A 15851-nucleotide genomic window follows, 5' to 3' on the forward strand; every position below is an offset into this window, starting at 1 on the left:
ACCCGGACGGCTCTGTATGCAAGACAGCATTAAACTGTGGGATTTGCCCCTGCGCTTGTTTCACTGGCTATTGGCCGCCTGCGTCAGCGGTTCGCTGGTCACCGGTTGGCTGGGCGGCGGCCTGATGGTCTGGCACGGGCGGCTTGGTTTGGCGGTGTTTGGCCTGCTGGTGTTTCGTCTGGGCTGGGGGCTTTGCGGTTCAACTTATGCACGCTGGTCCACCATTCTCCCATCGCTTATGTCCATCCCCCAGTACTTAAAAGGGCAGTGGCGCGCGGCTGGGCATAACCCATTGGGTGTGTTGTCGCTGCTGGCCATGCTGGCGCTGTTGAGTTTTCAGGTCGCAAGCGGCTTGTTTGCCAACGATGACATCGCCATGAAGGGGCCCTTACAACCGTTGATCAGCTCGGCTACGAGTGACTGGCTGACGTCGCTGCATCGTCAAGCTAAGTGGCTGTTGCTGGCACTCATCGGCCTGCATGTGGCAGCAATTTTAGTTTACCGGCTGCGCGGCAAAGCCTTGCTGCGCGCCATGATCAATGGCCGTGCCACGCGTGAACATGCAACACAACAAGACGCACGAGGCGGCACGTGGCTGCAGGCCGCACTGGTGTTGTTATTGGCGCTAGGCGCGGTTTGGGCTGTGCAGGAATTGCCGAGCTACATCGTGCCCGCACCTGCCGCCGCGCCCGCTTTGAATTGGTAGAGAGGCGGCCGCCACCGTAGCCGCCAGCCGTCTGTGGTTACTCGGCGCGGAATTTATCGTGGCACGCTTTGCATGAGTTACCCAATGCGCCGAACGCTTGCTTGATAGCAGCCTGGTCATTGCCAGCCGCAACGGTTTTTAGCTGATTGGCGTTTTTCACGTACTCCGCGCCAATACGGCTGACTTCTTCTAAGTTGCTAAAAAACTCAGGCTTGAGACGGGTCATATCGCCCAGTTGTGCGGTCGTGGTGTCAGGCCCGAACAGCGCGCCCATGCCCGAGTTAGCGATGCCTGCAATAGCGTCGGCGGCTGCAGCGACCTTGGCTTGATCGTAAGGCTCGGTGCCATCAACCACCTGCGCCTTGATCTTGCCCATGTTCCACGACATAAACTGGTAGCCAGCTTGGCGCACCTCCACCTGCTTCTCAGGCTTCAGTTGCGCCTGCGCAACGCTCGCGAACAGCAGGGCGCTGGCAAGCGCACTCATCATCAGAACCTTCATGATTGAACTCCTTTATTTTATTTATTCAGGCATGTGTGTGCCGATTAGTACTGTACCCGGCTGAGTATCATGGGTGCGATTCACTTGCTTGTGCGAATTATCCGCCTGAAATAAGTCATCTACTCGACCGGTCTAGTCAGATCGACCATCTACAAGTATATCGGGGAGGGCAACTTCCCGAAGTCGGTCTCGTTGGGCGAACGTTGCGTTGGCTGGGTCGACACCGAAGTGCAGGAGTGGATCTTGGAAAGGATAAAGGAGCGCGACGTGACTGCGGGAGATACCTCGCGCAGTTAGAGCTGTTCGCTAACACAGTGGCGGCAAAGGCTGGCTAAGGCTAGATAAATACCTTGTTCCAGTTCCGGCTGACCAGTGCCTGGCAGGCTTCTGCAGTGCCGCCAAAGCATCTCCGGGAAACTGTCTGCATGCTGACTTCTGTGGCATACGTAATGCCGATTCCATCTTGATCCACTAGCACTCCGCCGGCGCCAATTAGCAGCGCATGACCGGCAGCCACGTCGTGCGCAGAGACAGGCACAAGTGATACACCTGCATCCCCCATCACCTGCAGCTACTCGTGCCAACCGATAGGCGATGCTAGGCATCGCAATAAAGCTGCCGGGGGAGCACAATTCTGAATTGACCTCGTGCTTGCCTTTTGCTGCCGTGCTGACCATAACTTTGCTGCTTTGATTCCATTCCTTTTGGGGAAGAGTTGCGACGACTGGTTTTCCATTGCGCAGCAAAGTTGGTGAACCTTTGGCCCATGCGATGCAGTCAGGTTTCCCCTCGTCAAGAACAGGGGCATAAACCACGCCAAGCACCGGTTGTGAATCTTCTAGTAGGCCGACCGATATAGCAGAGCCTTTGTGGCCTTTCAGAAAGTCGGCAGTTCCGTCATTGGGGTCAACAACCCAGCAATGCTGTGCTCCAGTTAGCCGATAACCTGTTTCTTCTCCCCAGAAGTCGCAGTCGAGCAACTGAAGGAGCACTGGCTTCAACATTGACTCAATCTCGATATCTACTTCTGCCTTATCACCTGAGCCACGAGTTCCACTCGGGCGCTGCCACTCGGCGATTAGAAGCTAGCCCGTGTCTTCTACTAGCTGGATGACACTCGACAGCAATTTTTCGTAATCCTTACGGCTCTGCTCTGAATGCTTGTTCGTCCTTTGCGGGGCCTGTTCATTGATGGCTGTCCTTGAACTCATCAGTATCCATGGAGCGATTTCCATGACATGAACTCCGATGGTCGTAGCCCGTAGCGCGCTAGAACACCTTCGTGCAGTCGACGGAGTTCTTCAACGATCAGGGCCTGCACCTCGGGCTGCTCAACGCCTGAAACATGCTCAGCTACAGAGTTCTGAATGCAGGACAGCGGATCAATCTCTGGGTGTGTTACGACCTCGCGAATGGTCGTTTTGATGAGGTCTCGCCAAGTCAGACGAAGTGGGTCAGGCTCAGCAAGGTTTTGCTTGATTGCTAGGTACTCCTGCGTTGAGCGTTCGTAGGCCCAAACGTACAGGTCTCTCAATAGCTCTATCCGGGTCATTTCATAGACGCCCAGCGTGGAGCGGCTGTAGGCCTGTTCGGGTACATCCAAAAATGTCAGCGGACAAAGGTTAGCGCGGAACAATGGCAGGTTCGCCGCTAGTCGGGAGGTGCGTTTGTTGATGCCTGCAAACGGTTGCAAGTAGGGCAAATGCACCATCATGAAAAAGGACTGCTCGAACGAATCAGTAATCTGATTGGCTTTGCTGAGCAGAGCGTCCAGTGCGTCCTCAATCTGCTGTGGCGTTGATAGCGGGCGGTAGGTGCTTTTCCCAATGTCGACGGCATGCTGACGAATTCGACCTTCATCTGCTGGGTTGGGAAGTAGGTTTTCGGCCAGGCAGCTGTGTATGTTCATCAAGGTGTAGCGGTTGAACTCAGCGCTCTCGATGTTCTCGACCAGCAGCTCAATTGCGGCCTTATGGTTCAAGATCATCTTTGTTTCGATAGATGCTTTGCCTCGTGCGGCCTTGCCATTTTCAATGAGCTGTCGCGTGTCTAGCCGCGAGTAAGTGTTCCCTTCCAGGTGGCTGGATGCCCACGACAAATCAATCAGCAGGCGATTTAGAACTGCACGGCTGTATGTGCCAGCCGGCTCCACTGCATCTGTGGTTTTACCCATTCTGTGCAGTTGGCGCCGCAAAGAATCGGATAAGTAGCTAGTTTCGTTCGGTTGGTAGGAATCCAGAAAATCACGCTGGTAGCCAACTGACTTGCGCGCCTCTGTTGGTTGATTGATATAGGCGAGTACGTCCCGGCTATCTGCGGACAGCGGAATATAAGACGGGAAGTTATCGGTGTCCGCATTCAATGTGCTGGCGTCAGCCTGAGCAGCTGCAACGAAATAGCGTCGTGCTCTGCCTTCACCGCTTGCTGTGATTTGTTTGCTTTCGATTAGCTTTGCAATTTGCCGCTGCGCCGTTCTCCGAGCAATGCCGGGGTGACTGACCAGCAGCTCAGTCAGCGTCAATCCGTTCCCAGATGCTTGGATACTACTGAGTATTTCGGTGGTTGAGGGCATGGCTGAGTTGGCGCCGTTTAAATGCTGTTGGCGCAATTTTGGCGCAGTTTTCAGAACTGCGCCATTTTTGTCTAAAAATGTGGCGCAGTTTTTGATGAGCTTCGCCACATCTAGGTGGGCAAGGCGTTCCAGGGAATTGCGAAAGACCGGATGTGCATGCGTTTCGGATATTGGTGCGTCCGGTCAAGATGAACCCATGTCCAGCCTGGATCGTCAGCTTTGTGCCAAAAGCAGACATTACAGCGCCACACGCCCTTTAACGCATAAGCAGACAAGGAGCGATGTACTTAATTGGCCTATAGCAGTTCGATGCCAAAACGACGGACGCACAAGGCAAACAAACCGAAACAAGCTGCGGTGGCGACGATGTAGATCAGCAGAGCTGGCCAGAAGCCGAAGCGGGTCAGAAGCATGGGGAACGCGAGTAGCGTCGGCAAGGTGGGCAACACGTACCAGAAGGTGTACCACGCATGGTTAGCGATCTTTTCTGCTGGCTGGTTTTCAACGTTTAGCCAGATAAGCGTCAGTACGGTAATCAGGGGCAACGCCGCAATAAGGCCCCCAAATTTGTCACTACGCTTCGCGATCTCCGAGACCACAACGACCACGATTGCTGTCAGGAAATATTTGCTGATAACCCAAGCCATCTTGCATCTCCTTGAACGCTATTGTGGATGCCTTTTACTTAGAGGTACTTGGTGATTTGCTTGAAATCTTCGAGTGATGCGCGCTCGCCTATCGCAAGTGCTTCGACCGTATGTTCCAGGCAGTGGTCGATATGGTCTTGGATAAGAACACGCTTGGCCTGGCAGACGGCTTTTTCCACCGCATGCAACTGCTGAGCGATGTCGACGCAGGCTCGATGGTCTTCGATCATGCTGATGGTGCTGCGCAAGTGCCCCTCCGCACGCTTCAACCTTTTGATGATGTCGCTATGACTTTGGTGCTGGTGGCCGTGCTCGTGATCGCTCATGCCTTGAGTCTCATGCGTCGATGAATTACGCTCGCATGCTATCCTCATGGGGGGGATATGGTCAAACCTACCTTCCTTTCTGATAAACCAACCGCTCAGGCATTGAAAGAACCACAACATGCTCAGCAAACCCATCAGCACCCAGGTGATTTTTGTCCTTGCTCTCGCCATCTTGATGGCTTGGGCCGGGCATACCTCTGCGCTGTTTATGGGGGCGAGTCAGCCGGCCGGGAGCGGAAATACAAGTGTTCATTCGCATGTGCACGACGACGGCACATTTGCCTGTGCGGTATGCGCGGATCATTACCACTCCTCGCTGACAGCTGACCATCTACACGAAACACCGCACCTGACCACGCTACTGAGCATCAGCACGCTGCCAGAGCGTACACAACCGATAGAAGCCCCTCGCTATTCTTTCCCCCTCAGCCCGATCTTTCTAATCGAACGGCCACCACGTCCCACATTCGTGCTCTGACACTGGCCGCCGCGCGGCCCAAGACCACTGCAATTTAGGACTCAACCATGCATTCGCTATCTATGAGCGCAATGGACGCATCAACCGTGCGCCCGAATCGCTCGTTACTACTGTTTCTGCTGCTCGCAGCACTGCTCTTTCTTGGCAACGCCATCGACCGACTCCAGATTGGCCAATGCATGCGAGTCATGCGCGGTAAAGCTGAATGACCAAGACTATTTTGCTGACCGGGTTTGAGCCGTTCGCCGGCGATACGCTCAATTCGTCCTGGGAAGTTGTCCGCGCGCTCGCCGGCCAACGCATTGGTCACGAACATGTCGTCGTGAGTGAACTGTTGCCCTGTGCTTTCGACGATTCGCTGCTGCAACTGAACCAGTTGATCGCTTTGCATCAGCCGGAAATCGTCGTAGCGGTTGGCCAGGCTAGCGGTCGTGCTGCCTTCTCAATAGAGCGAGTTGCCATCAATCTGAAAGATGCCGCAATCCCCGACAATGTTTGGCAGCAGCCAGTAGATCAGCCGGTCATGGAGGATGGACCTTCGGCCTATTTCTCGACCCTGCCCATCAAGGCAATCGTCGCAAGATTGCGTGAGCACGGCATCCCCGCCGAGGTGTCTCAGAGTGCAGGCACCTACGTGTGCAACGCAGTCTTCTACGGCCTGATGCATGCAGCAAGCAACCTTCAGCGTCCAGTTAGAGCTGGATTCGTACACATTCCATATCTTCCAGAGCAGGCTGCGAACAGGGCGGCATCCCCGAGCATGGCAGGGCCAATCATCGCCAATGGGCTTCGTCTTGCTCTATCCGTCACGCTGTCGGCGAAGCAGGACCTGAAACTCAGTGGCGGAGCGACACATTAATGGGAGCCACCGCGCGGAAACCATCACGAATGCACGGGACAGCTTACTCACACGGCTCTAGCTTCAGCATCTCAAGGTATCCAATGCTAACCAAGACACTTTTACTGACCATGTTCGCTGGTCTGCTAGCTACCAGCGCCCTAGCCGACGATTGTCGATACAGCGACACGCACCTGCATTATGTGGACTTTTTCCAAACGAGTGCCGGCATGCAGCCATTGCTCAAGGAGATGGCCGCAGCCAAGATCGACCATGCGATGCTCGCAGGGATATCAGTTGCCAAAGAGTGGGACGAGGATGAGCCCAAGCGCCCACGCTACTATGCGGGTGACGACGCAAGAGCCTACTGGTATAGCGCCACCGACACCCTGATCTCCCACGCCTATAAACAGTTATCGGTGGAGCAGCGTAAGCGCTTTCACCCCTTCGTTTCAGGATTCAACCCGAATGACATGAATGCCGACGCGCATGTCCGGCGCCTGCTGGAACTCGATCCTGGCCTGTGGCAGGGAATCGGCGAGGTATTCACGCGTCATGACTACTTGACCGCCCTGATTTACGGCAAGGCACCGCGCGCGAACAGCAAAGCACTGGCAAGGGTGTACCGGGTCGCCGCCGAATACGATCTCCCTGTATTGCTTCACTCCAACATAACCTCCAAGCGGGAACGCAACCCACTCTACCTGGACGAGTTCGAGGAGGCATTGCGCTCCAATCCCGACGTACGTTTCATCTGGGCTCATGCGGGGACGAGCATGGGGATCTATCGAACTCAGGGCAAAATGGACTTCCTGCTGCCGACCCTGCAACGACTGCTTGGCAAGTACTCAAATCTCTACATCGATTTGTCCTGGTCCGTACTTAATCCCTATTTGATGGACGAGCAAGGGAAACCGGACCCATTGTGGGTCGGCCTGGTTTCACGCTTCCCAACCCGATTTATGGTCGGCTCTGACGTAGTAGGCACCTTCGGAAACCTGGGCAAATACATGTCCGGGTTCGAGCCGTTCTTGGAGGCTCTGCCGCACGAGGTGGCGCATCAGGTTGCCTTGTCGAATTTTGTCTCGGTACTTCCTGCTGAAAGACGACAGCAGATCCAGTAAGTACGGCCCCGGAGCGGCACTGGCTTTTTGCTTCCAAGGAAAAAGTACGCGCATGAACCAGGCGGTTTTCGCTTTCAAAATCGTCGGAGGCTGAAGTTAGACCAAAACACATGACTATTTCAGATCACCCCTATGACTTTCGTGCTGATGGCCGTATTCATGGTCACTCATATCTTGAGTCTCATGCGTGGGTGAATTATGCTAGCCCTCAATCCCCTTGGGGGGGATGTGGGCAGCCACGCCTCCCCAGAAACTCCACCCGCTCAGGCATCGAAAGAACCACCGCATGCTCAGTAAACCCATCAGCGCCAAGGTTATTTTTGCCCTTGCCCTCGCCATCCTGATGGCTTGGGCCGGGCATACCTCTGCGCTTTTTATGGGGGCGAGTCAGCCAGCCGGGAGCGGAAATGCCGGTGCTCATTCGCATGCGCACGACGACGGCGCATTTTCCTGCGCGGCATGCGCGGATCATTACCACTCCTCGCTGACAGCAGACCATGTGCACGAAACACCGCACCTGACCACACTGCTGAGCATCAGCACGCTGCCAGAGGGTATGCAGCCAATAGAAGCCCCTCGCTACTCCATTCCTCCTAGCCCGACTTTTCTGATCGAGCGGCCACCACGCCCCATATCCGTGCTCTGACACTGGCCGCAGTGCGGCCCAAGACCACTGCTATTTGGGAATTAAATATGTATTCGCTATCTATAAGCGGTATGAGCGCGCCTGCCGTGCGCCCGAACCGACCGCTATTACTGTTGCTGTTGTTCATAGCACTGCTCTGTCTCGGCATGCCTGACGCGTTGGCGCACGCCGTGGCAGAAGGAGACAAAGGCTTTATCCAGGAAAGCTCTGGGGTGATGTTGCTGCCGTTCATCTACATGGGCGCGAAACACATGATGACCGGATACGACCACCTGCTGTTTTTGTTCGGGGTGATTTTCTTTCTCTATCGGCTGAAAGACGTGGGCCTCTACGTCACGTTGTTCGCTGTGGGCCACACCGTAACGCTGCTGCTGGGCGTACTGGCGGAAATTAGCATCAGCTCTTATGTGATCGACGCCATCATCGGTTTCTCGGTGGTGTACAAGGCGCTGGACAACCTAGGCGCGTTCCAGCGCTGGTTTGGCCACCAGCCGAACACTAAGGCGGCCACGCTGATCTTCGGCTTACTACACGGCTTTGGTCTGGCGACCAAGATTCAGGAATACGAGATATCGGCAGACGGCCTGATTCCTAACCTGATTGCCTTCAACGTTGGCGTCGAAATCGGCCAGCTTCTGGCCTTGAGCGCCATTCTGATTGTCATGGGGTATTGGCGGCGCACCGCCAGCTTCTGGCGCCATGCCTACACCGCCAACGTCGCCATGATGAGCGCAGGTTTCCTCTTAATGGGTTACCACCTCACCGGCCTGATCGTCTCTCAGTAAGGAATTCTCACTATGTTCAATACCAAGCTTCCGACCCTTAACGAACTACCGACATCCCGCCAACTGCTGCGCTCCACCGTGATCGCAATAGGTGTAGCCGCTGCATTGCTGACCACAGTTGTCATGCCATCGGAGTACGCCATCGATCCAACGGGCGTCGGCCGCGTACTCGGCCTGACACAAATGGGCGAACTGAAGATAACCCTGGCCGAAGAAGCGGCAGCAGATACAGCGGTTCAACCACTTATGGCTCCAGTCGCTCAAGCTTCTGAGCCTGTTCAGCCTGTGGCTCAAGAACAAGTTGCGGCAGCACCTGTGGCCGAACCGGCAGCAGCGCCTGAGCCCGACCAAAAGTCCGATGAGATAATCGTCACACTGAAACCGGGCGAGGGTCGTGAAATCAAGCTGGAGATGCTGAATAAGGCTACTGTCAGCTACAAGTGGACAACCAACGGCGCTCCGGTCAACCACGATACCCACGGCGAGCCCTACAACGCCCCAAATGGCTTCTACCACAGCTATAGCAAAGCCAGGCAGGTCAAGGGTGATAAGGGTGAGTTCACTGCCATCTTCGACGGTACCCACGGCTGGTTCTGGCGCAATCGCAGCGATAGCGACGTGACCATCACGCTCAAGACCAAGGGCGAGTACCTGAGCGTCAAGTAAGTCATCTAAGGAACATGCCCCTCCGTCATTAGGCGCAGGGGGTTTTGCATCCATGATCGAAATAGAAAGGATTACACGATGAGCACCACAATCACCCTGAGCCGTTCCCTGCTGCTGGTTTGCCTGTTAGGTCTGCTGTCGGCATGTGGCGGCGGCGAGCCGGAAACCCAGTCTGAAGTCGAAAGCCACGGTCATGCTCACGACTAAGAACTGAAGTGCAGTGTTGTCACGTACAAGGAGCCGTTACTTGGACGTGACAATCAAATAATTCCTCTTCCTCTCGGCTTCCGCTACATGTGCCGCCGAATTGTTGAATGGCTGCTTTTGGCCGGTTCCTGCCTGTCACCACCGTCAGCTCTGGGTCAAAAAAGTCCGTTGCTATGGTTCGCGGTGTGGGATCCCTGAGCGGTAGGTTCGGATAGATCCATAGCGCTGGTCGCAGGGATTTGCCATGCACGGCGTTGCTCGACAAAATCCCGCTCCAATTCGGCCTAGAGTGCCGGACGTCGATGGTGAAAAGGAACTGGTGTTGAACGAACAGACATTGTCTATGCGCCTAGAGCGTGTGGCGGCGCATGTGCCTGCAGGTGCGCGGTTAGCCGATATTGGCTCGGATCACGGCTATCTGCCGGTGGTGCTGCTGAGCCGTGGTGCCATCAAGACTGCGGTGGCTGGGGAAGTGGCCTTGACACCGTTTCACGCGACGGAACGTACCATACGCGAGAGTGGCCTGAGCCATCTGATCAGCGTGCGTCTGGCAGATGGTTTGGCGGCAATCGAACCTGGAGACGCAATAACTGCAATCAGCCTCTGCGGTATGGGCGGCAAGAAGATTCGCGACATCCTCGACAGCGGTAAGTCCCGCCTGAGTGGCCAGGAGCGCCTAATCCTGCAACCCAACGGCGGTGAGCAGCCGCTGCGCCAATGGCTGATGGGAAATGGCTATCGCATCCTTTGCGAGGAAGTGCTTCTGGAAAACCGCTTTGCATACGAGATCATCGTTGCCGAACGCTCCGGGCCGGTGATGTACACCGCCGAGGAACTGTACTTTGGCCCTATGCAGATGCGGAAGCGCAGCCCGGCGTTCCTGGCCAAGTGGCAACGCATGTTACGTCTGAAGCAGCAGACCCTGGCCGACTTCGCTCAGGCGCGGCAGGCTGTGCCGGAGGAGAAGGTGCAGAAGGTGGCTCGACAGACGCAGTGGATTATTGACCTACTGGCGTGAGCCCGGCGCAGAAAGCGGGCGCTAAAAGGGTGATGCCCGATCTCAGAGCACACGGCGTAACTTGAGCCGTTATTCACTTGACCTTCACAAGTGACTTTTCTGGCCGGTATCTGCCGGTCTTCACTGGTAGTTGTGACTCGGCTCCGTTCAGTCATGGCCGTTGGTTGACCACCTATTGCAGGCCAGACACACCAACCGCTCGCTGGTTTCCCATAGCGAAAGGCTTACACGCATTGGCTGCTATATCCTCTATCAAGGCTCCGGCACTGAACCTAAACTACACCCATCAACTGAAGCGCAGGACGCGCTCAGGATCATGGATGACCGACCATTGCCTTGGAGGCTGCCGACAGGATGTCGGAATGGTCTTGAAGAAACTCGCTTCGGCGGGTTTTTTGTTGCCTCGCAAAAGAGGCTGGTTGATTCTGATGCTTCCTGGGTTTCCGCTTCTGGCACATTGCAGACTGCAGCAAAGGACTGAAATCGGTCCTTACCGCTCTTTGAGTTGCCTAATCATAGCCTCCGTAGCTTGTCAGTGATTGGGCAATTCAGTGCAGAGGGCGAGTGATTTTAATCCAGGGTCTGTTCCACAGTGCTATCGACGGGCTCATCCTGAGTACGCTCTTTCGGCGTTTTCTGATTACGTCGTGCTTGTCCGCGCTGGCGCTTCGCCTGCTGCTTGGCATACAGCGCCTGAGCCGCCGTTACCATTCCAGCGGCCTGACCGCTTAGGTCTAAGCGCGGCGCATTCTCCGTCATGCTTGCCCAATATCGACTTCCCCGACACCAGGTAGCGATGCCCTGCTTGAGCTGTTCGCTGGATACTCCAAGCAGCTCTAAATGCTGCTCTGCATCCTTTAAAATCCCTTCCTTAAGCGGAACCTTGGGGGCCGGATTGACCGGGAAGGCCAATGGAAAATGCTTCTGCAATCGCCAGATCGCCTCCACCGCAGGATCTTGCTCGCGAGGCTTAACGTGCTCAGAAGGCTTGCGTATAGGCTGCTTCGCACTATCAGTCTTTACCTGCACTTTTTCGGACCGTAGGCGGTCTCGTAGCTCAGCTAGTTGTTCAAAACCCATCGTTCAGTTCACAGCCTTATGATTGATTCATGATGCAAGGTTATCCCATGCAGTCTTTTGACACAGCCTGGGCCGGAAGCTGCTCCGATAATTTGTCGGTTTCGTCTATTCAAGATGAACTCAGGTCCAGGTATGTATCGTCGGCCATGAGCTGTCATTGTTTGCCTACAAAATCAGGGTCGATTCCAAGCAAGTTAGAGCAGATCTCGATCTGTTAGCTGGTGACAAAGTGCTCCGAAGGCTAATAATCCTCATGTTCTTGAGGATTATATTGATGGCTTGAGTATATTCGCTATAATCCGCATGTTCGTGAGGATTAGTAATCAGGTAGGTCTCATTTCTACATAATCCTCTTAATCGTGAGGATTTTTATGTGAAATTCCAGATTGAATCCCCGGAAAAACTGGGCCTGCTGATCCGTGCCAGCCGGAAAGCCATGGAGCTTCGCCAGGATGATGCAGCAGGCAGCATAGGTGTGAGCGAGAACTTTCTGGGTAAAGTCGAGCGGGGCGCAGAGACGGTGCAATGGGGAAAGCTGTTTCTAGTGATGAAAGAGTTGGGCCTGGATATCTCGGTCGAAGTGCCTGAGGAGTTCTCGTCTTCAGCGGAGCTTCACTTGAAGCGCTTATTGGATAAGCGGCAGAGCGGTAATACAGCAGCCTCTGGTGAGGACGCGTGATGACTCGGCAGCTCAATGTGTGGATCAATCAGACTTTGATTGGTGACCTGGAGGAGCGTAACGGCCTGTGGACATTCGGCTACAGCCTGGAATGGGTCAAGTCTGCAGGTGCATATCCGTTATGCCCCGGTTTGCCGCTGCAAGTCGACCGGCATGCTGATGGTGCTTCTGTTCGCCCGGTGCAGTGGTATTTCGATAACTTGCTGCCGGAGGAGGAGCAGCGCCGCTTGATTGCGAGCGCGGCGCGCATAGCAGAAGCGGATGCCTTTGGTCTCTTGGCTCACTTTGGCGCTGAGTCTGCCGGTTCGATCACGCTTCTTACGCCAGGCCTGGAGCCTGAAGGCGGTGGCCTGAATGTGCTGCCTGAAGCGGAGTTGTCACTGCGTATCCGGGAGATGCCCCAGATACCTCTGGCGGAGCGTTCAGCTAAACGCATGTCGTTGGCAGGGGCGCAGCATAAAGTAGCCATCGTCTATGACGGTGCGCAGCTGCTGGAGCCAACTGGAAATACCCCATCAACCCATATTCTCAAACCAGATCATCCGGGTGAAACCTGGGTCCACTCGGTGGTTAACGAGTGGTTCGTTATGCGTTTGGCCAAGAGAGTGGGGTTGAACGTGCCCGAGGTTCATCGGTGTTACGTTCCTCAGCCGGTGTACTTGGTTGAGCGTTTTGATCGTCGTCGAAGTGAGGACTGTTGGGAGCGTTTGCATTGCATCGACGCCTGCCAATTACTGGGGCTTGATCGCGTGTACAAATACAGCGAAGGGAGCATGGCTCGTCTGAGTGAAATCAGTTCCCTGTGCCGCCCTTCAGCGATGGCGCGCCTGTCACTTTTTCAGTGGTTGGTTTTCAATGTGCTGGTCGGCAACGAGGATGCCCACCTGAAGAACCTCAGTTGCATGATGACTAGCAAGGGTGTCGTGCTGGCTCCTTTCTATGACTTGTTATGCACGGCAGTCTATGGAACGCGTGCCTTTGATCAAGACCGCTGGCCCCAGCAGGCCGAATTGGCTTGGCCAATTCTTGGTCAGCAGCGACTGCAGCTTATCAATGCATCTGTGCTGGTGGCGGCGGGCGAGTCCATGGGCATCAAGCCGGCTACCGCACTAACTACACTGCAAAAAATGATCGATTCCGTTCGAGTTCATGCTCCAGAGCTGTTGCAGCTCGTTGAGCAAGAAAATCAGGCTCTTGCACAAATGAAACCAGAAATTCGCGCCACTCTTGCTGGTGAAATACGTCTCTTGCGCGCGATTGTAAGTATTGTGATCGGCGATATGACTCGGCAGCTGACTGATGTGAATGGGTAATCCCCCTAAAAGCATAGATCCTGTTGGACGCTCGTAGGCACTAGTGGCCCTGAAAGCCGCGTATTTGCCGGATTACAGGCACAAAAAAGGACGTCCGTGGACGCCCTTAGATGTATATTTGGTGGCCGGGGTCACCTTATATCGATGGGCAACATTATGATATTAAAAGGATTATTCAGTTCTAAAAATTCATGGGATACATGAGGGGATACATTTCTCTGGCTGCTGGGGCCTTTTCTGCTACTTCCGCTGGTACTGAGCCACCGCATTTCCATGGATACCAGCGTGGGGTAACCAACGAGAAAACAATAACGAATTCGAGCACCTGAACCGCCGTCGTGTTTTTCGTATAGGTAAGCAGCTCAAACTCGGCATCGGCATCGACTTTTTGCTGTAAACCAGTCCGCCATTGTTTCTAGTTCTGGCTCAAACAGGTTAATACCCATGGGGACCATGCTTGGTAGGCGGGAACCCGCTCAGCAACAGCCCTCAGCGCCTTAGCCCCAGCAGATTACTAGCCCCGCATCGATTGTGAGCTATCAGAACAACCCTATGCTCCAATAGGAAGGTCGCTACATAGTGAATATGTATTGAAATTATTTAGTTTATGCAATTAACATAAACCCTTTAACTTTCGTATACCCGGAGGCACTATGGACGCCGTTCGAAATCCCTACTCGCCTGGTGCAGGCACCCGGCCACCTGAATTGGCTGGCCGCGACCAGTTGCGTGAGCGCGTCCGCATTGCTATCGAGCGTATCCGTATCGGTCGTCCTGCGAAGAGTGTGATCCTCGTTGGCCTGCGCGGTGTTGGCAAAACCGTGCTGCTTAACCAGATCATGCTTGATGCTCAAGCGGCCAAGATCGAGTGTGTATACGTCGAGGCTACGGAGTCTCGCTCGCTACCTGCTCTGCTAGCGCCGTCGCTGCGCAGGGCATTGCTGTCCCTTAGTACTGTAGACGCGGCCAAGGACTTATCTGTTCGTGGGCTGCGAGCACTGGCGGGTTTTGTCAGCGGACTAAAGGTCAAATTTGGCGACATCGAGGTAGGTCTCGACTATGCGCCAGAAGCAGGTTTAGCAGACAACGGTGATCTCGAGGGGGATCTGAGCGATCTACTTGTGCAGGTTGGAAAGGCAGCGAAAGCAGCGGGTACAGCGGTAGTCATGTTCGTGGATGAGCTTCAGTACGTTGACGAGAGTCAGTTAGCCGCACTGATTACTTCCCTGCACCGGGTGTCTCAGCTGTCCTTGCCAGTGACATTGGTTGGGGCTGGGCTGCCTCAACTTCGGGGCAGGGCTGGGAATGCCAAGTCTTACGCAGAGCGCTTATTTGACTACCCGGACATCGGGCCATTATCACCTGACGAGGCACGCCTAGCATTCGTAAAGCCCGCCACTGACGAAGGTGTTCGAGTCGATACGAATGCAGCTGACATGATTGTCAACGTTACGCGCGGTTACCCCTACTTTATCCAGGCATGGGGAAGCTGTACGTGGGATGTCGCAGAGAATGATGAGATAACCTTAGAGGATGTCCAAACAGCCACAGCAATCGCGACAGCTTCTTTGGACGAAAGCTTTTTCCGGGTGCGTTTTGATCGCATGACTGTTGCTGAAAAACAGTATCTGCGGGCGATGGCATCTCTTGGTGAAGGGCCGCATCGTTCTGGCGATATCGCGGCTAGTTTGCATCGCACAGTTCAGTCGCTCGGGCCAATTCGTGGCTCACTTATCAACAAGGGAATGATCTGGAGCCCTACACACGGCGACACAGCGTTCACCGTTCCCATGTTCGATCAATACATGTACAGGATCATGCCTGGCGAGGATTGGCGGCCAGCACCACCGAGCGCTACATCCAGTTGACCCAGGGGCTCCGAATGGAGCCCTATTTATTTGTGGGCCAGGCATGGCGTTTTGCGCGCAAGCGAATGCCCGCAATTGCCGCTCTACGCTATCTTCTCCTTGACGATTCTCATCACGTCTGATGAGAGTAATGGCCAGCTGCGATGCCATTCAGCCGGCAATTACGCGGCCACCACAAAACTAGCATTTCCATGGAAACCAGCTTGGAAACCAGGCTGGGAATGGAGGGTAATCGAGCATCTGAACCGCCGTCGCGCTTTTCTGAGCGGGAGGGCAACCTTGATCGTGCACCAACATTTCTCCGTAACCTTGTTTGTTAACCTCCGCCTAGAAAACCTCGTGGTTCCGCGCTAACTATCACGCTAACCACGGCCCACTAACCTGCTCATACCGTGC

The 15851-nt window shown here is 54.8% G+C and carries 19 protein-coding genes and 1 pseudogene; 14 read left to right on the forward strand and 6 right to left on the reverse strand.

From position 1 onward, the window contains the following. Positions 1-16: 16 nt before the first annotated feature. Positions 17-706, forward strand: coding sequence for a cytochrome b/b6 domain-containing protein (locus WF513_RS03655; RefSeq protein ID WP_339081551.1), 690 nt, complete (start codon positions 17-19; stop codon positions 704-706). A gap of 37 nt (positions 707-743) precedes the next feature. Here the strand turns inward: WF513_RS03655 and WF513_RS03660 are convergent, their stop codons facing one another. Then, complete coding sequence (locus tag WF513_RS03660) at positions 744-1196, reverse strand: cytochrome c (RefSeq protein WP_339083399.1); 453 nt, start codon at positions 1194-1196, stop codon at positions 744-746. 129 nt (positions 1197-1325) lie between these two features. Here WF513_RS03660 and WF513_RS03665 point away from each other — a divergent pair, with 129 nt between their 5' ends. Next, positions 1326-1505 carry an AlpA family phage regulatory protein gene (locus WF513_RS03665; RefSeq protein ID WP_339083400.1) on the forward strand — a complete coding sequence of 60 codons (180 nt, stop codon included), beginning with the start codon at positions 1326-1328 and terminating at the stop codon, positions 1503-1505. 40 nt (positions 1506-1545) lie between these two features. Here WF513_RS03665 and WF513_RS03670 read toward each other — a convergent pair. The 4 genes and pseudogenes from WF513_RS03670 to mreA form a co-directional block, all read right to left on the reverse strand. Beyond that, positions 1546-2287 (reverse strand): annotated as a pseudogene (locus tag WF513_RS03670) (inositol monophosphatase family protein). Positions 2288-2418: 131 nt separating this feature from the next. Continuing rightward, positions 2419-3888: a Fic family protein gene (locus tag WF513_RS03675; RefSeq protein WP_339081553.1), complete on the reverse strand. Its 1470-nt coding sequence runs from the start codon at positions 3886-3888 to the stop codon at positions 2419-2421. Between the two features lie 188 nt (positions 3889-4076). Then, the gene (locus WF513_RS03680) at positions 4077-4427 is read right to left on the reverse strand and encodes a DUF3147 family protein (protein ID WP_121369461.1); all 351 of its coding nucleotides are present in this window, start codon (positions 4425-4427) and stop codon (positions 4077-4079) included. Positions 4428-4465: 38 nt separating this feature from the next. Continuing rightward, positions 4466-4753 (reverse strand): metal-sensing transcriptional repressor MreA, encoded by a 288-nt coding sequence (gene mreA / locus WF513_RS03685; protein ID WP_339081558.1) that lies wholly within the window; start codon positions 4751-4753, stop codon positions 4466-4468. A gap of 118 nt (positions 4754-4871) precedes the next feature. On the opposite strand from mreA, the gene WF513_RS03690 reads away from it, so the two are divergent. The 9 genes from WF513_RS03690 (at position 4872) to WF513_RS03730 (ending at position 10515) form a co-directional block, all read left to right on the forward strand. Next, positions 4872-5231, forward strand: a complete 360-nt coding sequence (locus WF513_RS03690) for a hypothetical protein (RefSeq protein ID WP_339081560.1) — start codon at positions 4872-4874, stop codon at positions 5229-5231. A 47-nt stretch (positions 5232-5278) separates the two neighbouring features. Further along, positions 5279-5440 (forward strand): hypothetical protein, encoded by a 162-nt coding sequence (locus WF513_RS03695; RefSeq protein ID WP_339081563.1) that lies wholly within the window; start codon positions 5279-5281, stop codon positions 5438-5440. Then, entirely contained in the window at positions 5437-6090 is a 654-nt protein-coding gene (pcp, locus tag WF513_RS03700; protein WP_339081565.1) for a pyroglutamyl-peptidase I, read from the forward strand. The genes WF513_RS03695 and pcp overlap by 4 nt, the downstream gene beginning before the upstream one ends. A 110-nt stretch (positions 6091-6200) precedes the next feature. Further along, entirely contained in the window at positions 6201-7193 is a 993-nt protein-coding gene (locus WF513_RS03705) for an amidohydrolase family protein (protein WP_339083401.1), read from the forward strand. 286 nt (positions 7194-7479) lie between these two features. Continuing rightward, the gene (locus WF513_RS03710; protein WP_339081567.1) at positions 7480-7839 is read left to right on the forward strand and encodes a hypothetical protein; all 360 of its coding nucleotides are present in this window, start codon (positions 7480-7482) and stop codon (positions 7837-7839) included. A gap of 47 nt (positions 7840-7886) precedes the next feature. Continuing rightward, positions 7887-8624, forward strand: a complete 738-nt coding sequence (locus WF513_RS03715; protein WP_339081569.1) for a HupE/UreJ family protein — start codon at positions 7887-7889, stop codon at positions 8622-8624. A 12-nt stretch (positions 8625-8636) separates the two neighbouring features. Continuing rightward, positions 8637-9290, forward strand: a complete 654-nt coding sequence (locus WF513_RS03720; RefSeq protein ID WP_339081571.1) for a transmembrane anchor protein — start codon at positions 8637-8639, stop codon at positions 9288-9290. Positions 9291-9368: 78 nt separating this feature from the next. Next, positions 9369-9497, forward strand: coding sequence for a hypothetical protein (locus WF513_RS03725; protein ID WP_339081572.1), 129 nt, complete (start codon positions 9369-9371; stop codon positions 9495-9497). A 322-nt stretch (positions 9498-9819) separates the two neighbouring features. Next, on the forward strand, positions 9820-10515 hold the full coding sequence (locus WF513_RS03730) for a tRNA (adenine(22)-N(1))-methyltransferase TrmK (RefSeq protein ID WP_339081574.1): 696 nt from the start codon (positions 9820-9822) through the stop codon (positions 10513-10515). Between the two features lie 570 nt (positions 10516-11085). On the opposite strand, the gene WF513_RS03735 is transcribed toward WF513_RS03730, so the two are convergent. Further along, a complete protein-coding gene (locus WF513_RS03735; protein WP_339081576.1) occupies positions 11086-11595 on the reverse strand; it encodes a ProQ/FinO family protein in 510 nt (169 codons plus the stop codon). A 373-nt stretch (positions 11596-11968) separates the two neighbouring features. On the opposite strand from WF513_RS03735, the gene WF513_RS03740 reads away from it, so the two are divergent. The 3 genes from WF513_RS03740 to WF513_RS03750 all read left to right on the forward strand — a co-directional run bounded on the left by WF513_RS03740 (position 11969) and on the right by WF513_RS03750 (position 15455). Next, a complete protein-coding gene (locus WF513_RS03740) occupies positions 11969-12274 on the forward strand; it encodes a transcriptional regulator (RefSeq protein WP_339081578.1) in 306 nt (101 codons plus the stop codon). Beyond that, entirely contained in the window at positions 12274-13587 is a 1314-nt protein-coding gene (locus tag WF513_RS03745) for a HipA domain-containing protein (RefSeq protein ID WP_339081580.1), read from the forward strand. The genes WF513_RS03740 and WF513_RS03745 overlap by 1 nt, the downstream gene beginning before the upstream one ends. A 653-nt stretch (positions 13588-14240) precedes the next feature. Then, positions 14241-15455 (forward strand): ATP-binding protein, encoded by a 1215-nt coding sequence (locus tag WF513_RS03750; protein ID WP_339081582.1) that lies wholly within the window; start codon positions 14241-14243, stop codon positions 15453-15455. The last annotated feature ends 396 nt before the right edge of the window (positions 15456-15851 follow it).

The sequence above is a fragment of the Pseudomonas sp. TMP9 genome (assembly GCF_037943105.1).
Classification (GTDB): domain Bacteria; phylum Pseudomonadota; class Gammaproteobacteria; order Pseudomonadales; family Pseudomonadaceae; genus Aquipseudomonas.

Bases quoted from the DNA above. Each gene is read 5' to 3' on its own strand.
- WF513_RS03655 (WP_339081551.1), top strand. From the start codon at position 17: ATGCAAGACAGCATTAAACTGTGGGATTTGCCCCTGCGCTTGTTTCAC.
- WF513_RS03660 (WP_339083399.1), bottom strand. From the start codon at position 1,196: ATGATGAGTGCGCTTGCCAGCGCCCTGCTGTTCGCGAGCGTTGCGCAG.
- WF513_RS03680 (WP_121369461.1), bottom strand. From the start codon at position 4,427: ATGGCTTGGGTTATCAGCAAATATTTCCTGACAGCAATCGTGGTCGTT.
- mreA (WP_339081558.1), bottom strand. From the start codon at position 4,753: ATGAGCGATCACGAGCACGGCCACCAGCACCAAAGTCATAGCGACATC.
- WF513_RS03690 (WP_339081560.1), top strand. From the start codon at position 4,872: ATGCTCAGCAAACCCATCAGCACCCAGGTGATTTTTGTCCTTGCTCTC.
- WF513_RS03695 (WP_339081563.1), top strand. From the start codon at position 5,279: ATGCATTCGCTATCTATGAGCGCAATGGACGCATCAACCGTGCGCCCG.
- pcp (WP_339081565.1), top strand. From the start codon at position 5,437: ATGACCAAGACTATTTTGCTGACCGGGTTTGAGCCGTTCGCCGGCGAT.
- WF513_RS03705 (WP_339083401.1), top strand. From the start codon at position 6,201: ATGTTCGCTGGTCTGCTAGCTACCAGCGCCCTAGCCGACGATTGTCGA.
- WF513_RS03710 (WP_339081567.1), top strand. From the start codon at position 7,480: ATGCTCAGTAAACCCATCAGCGCCAAGGTTATTTTTGCCCTTGCCCTC.
- WF513_RS03715 (WP_339081569.1), top strand. From the start codon at position 7,887: ATGTATTCGCTATCTATAAGCGGTATGAGCGCGCCTGCCGTGCGCCCG.
- WF513_RS03720 (WP_339081571.1), top strand. From the start codon at position 8,637: ATGTTCAATACCAAGCTTCCGACCCTTAACGAACTACCGACATCCCGC.
- WF513_RS03725 (WP_339081572.1), top strand. From the start codon at position 9,369: ATGAGCACCACAATCACCCTGAGCCGTTCCCTGCTGCTGGTTTGCCTG.
- WF513_RS03735 (WP_339081576.1), bottom strand. From the start codon at position 11,595: ATGGGTTTTGAACAACTAGCTGAGCTACGAGACCGCCTACGGTCCGAA.
- WF513_RS03745 (WP_339081580.1), top strand. From the start codon at position 12,274: ATGACTCGGCAGCTCAATGTGTGGATCAATCAGACTTTGATTGGTGAC.
- WF513_RS03750 (WP_339081582.1), top strand. From the start codon at position 14,241: ATGGACGCCGTTCGAAATCCCTACTCGCCTGGTGCAGGCACCCGGCCA.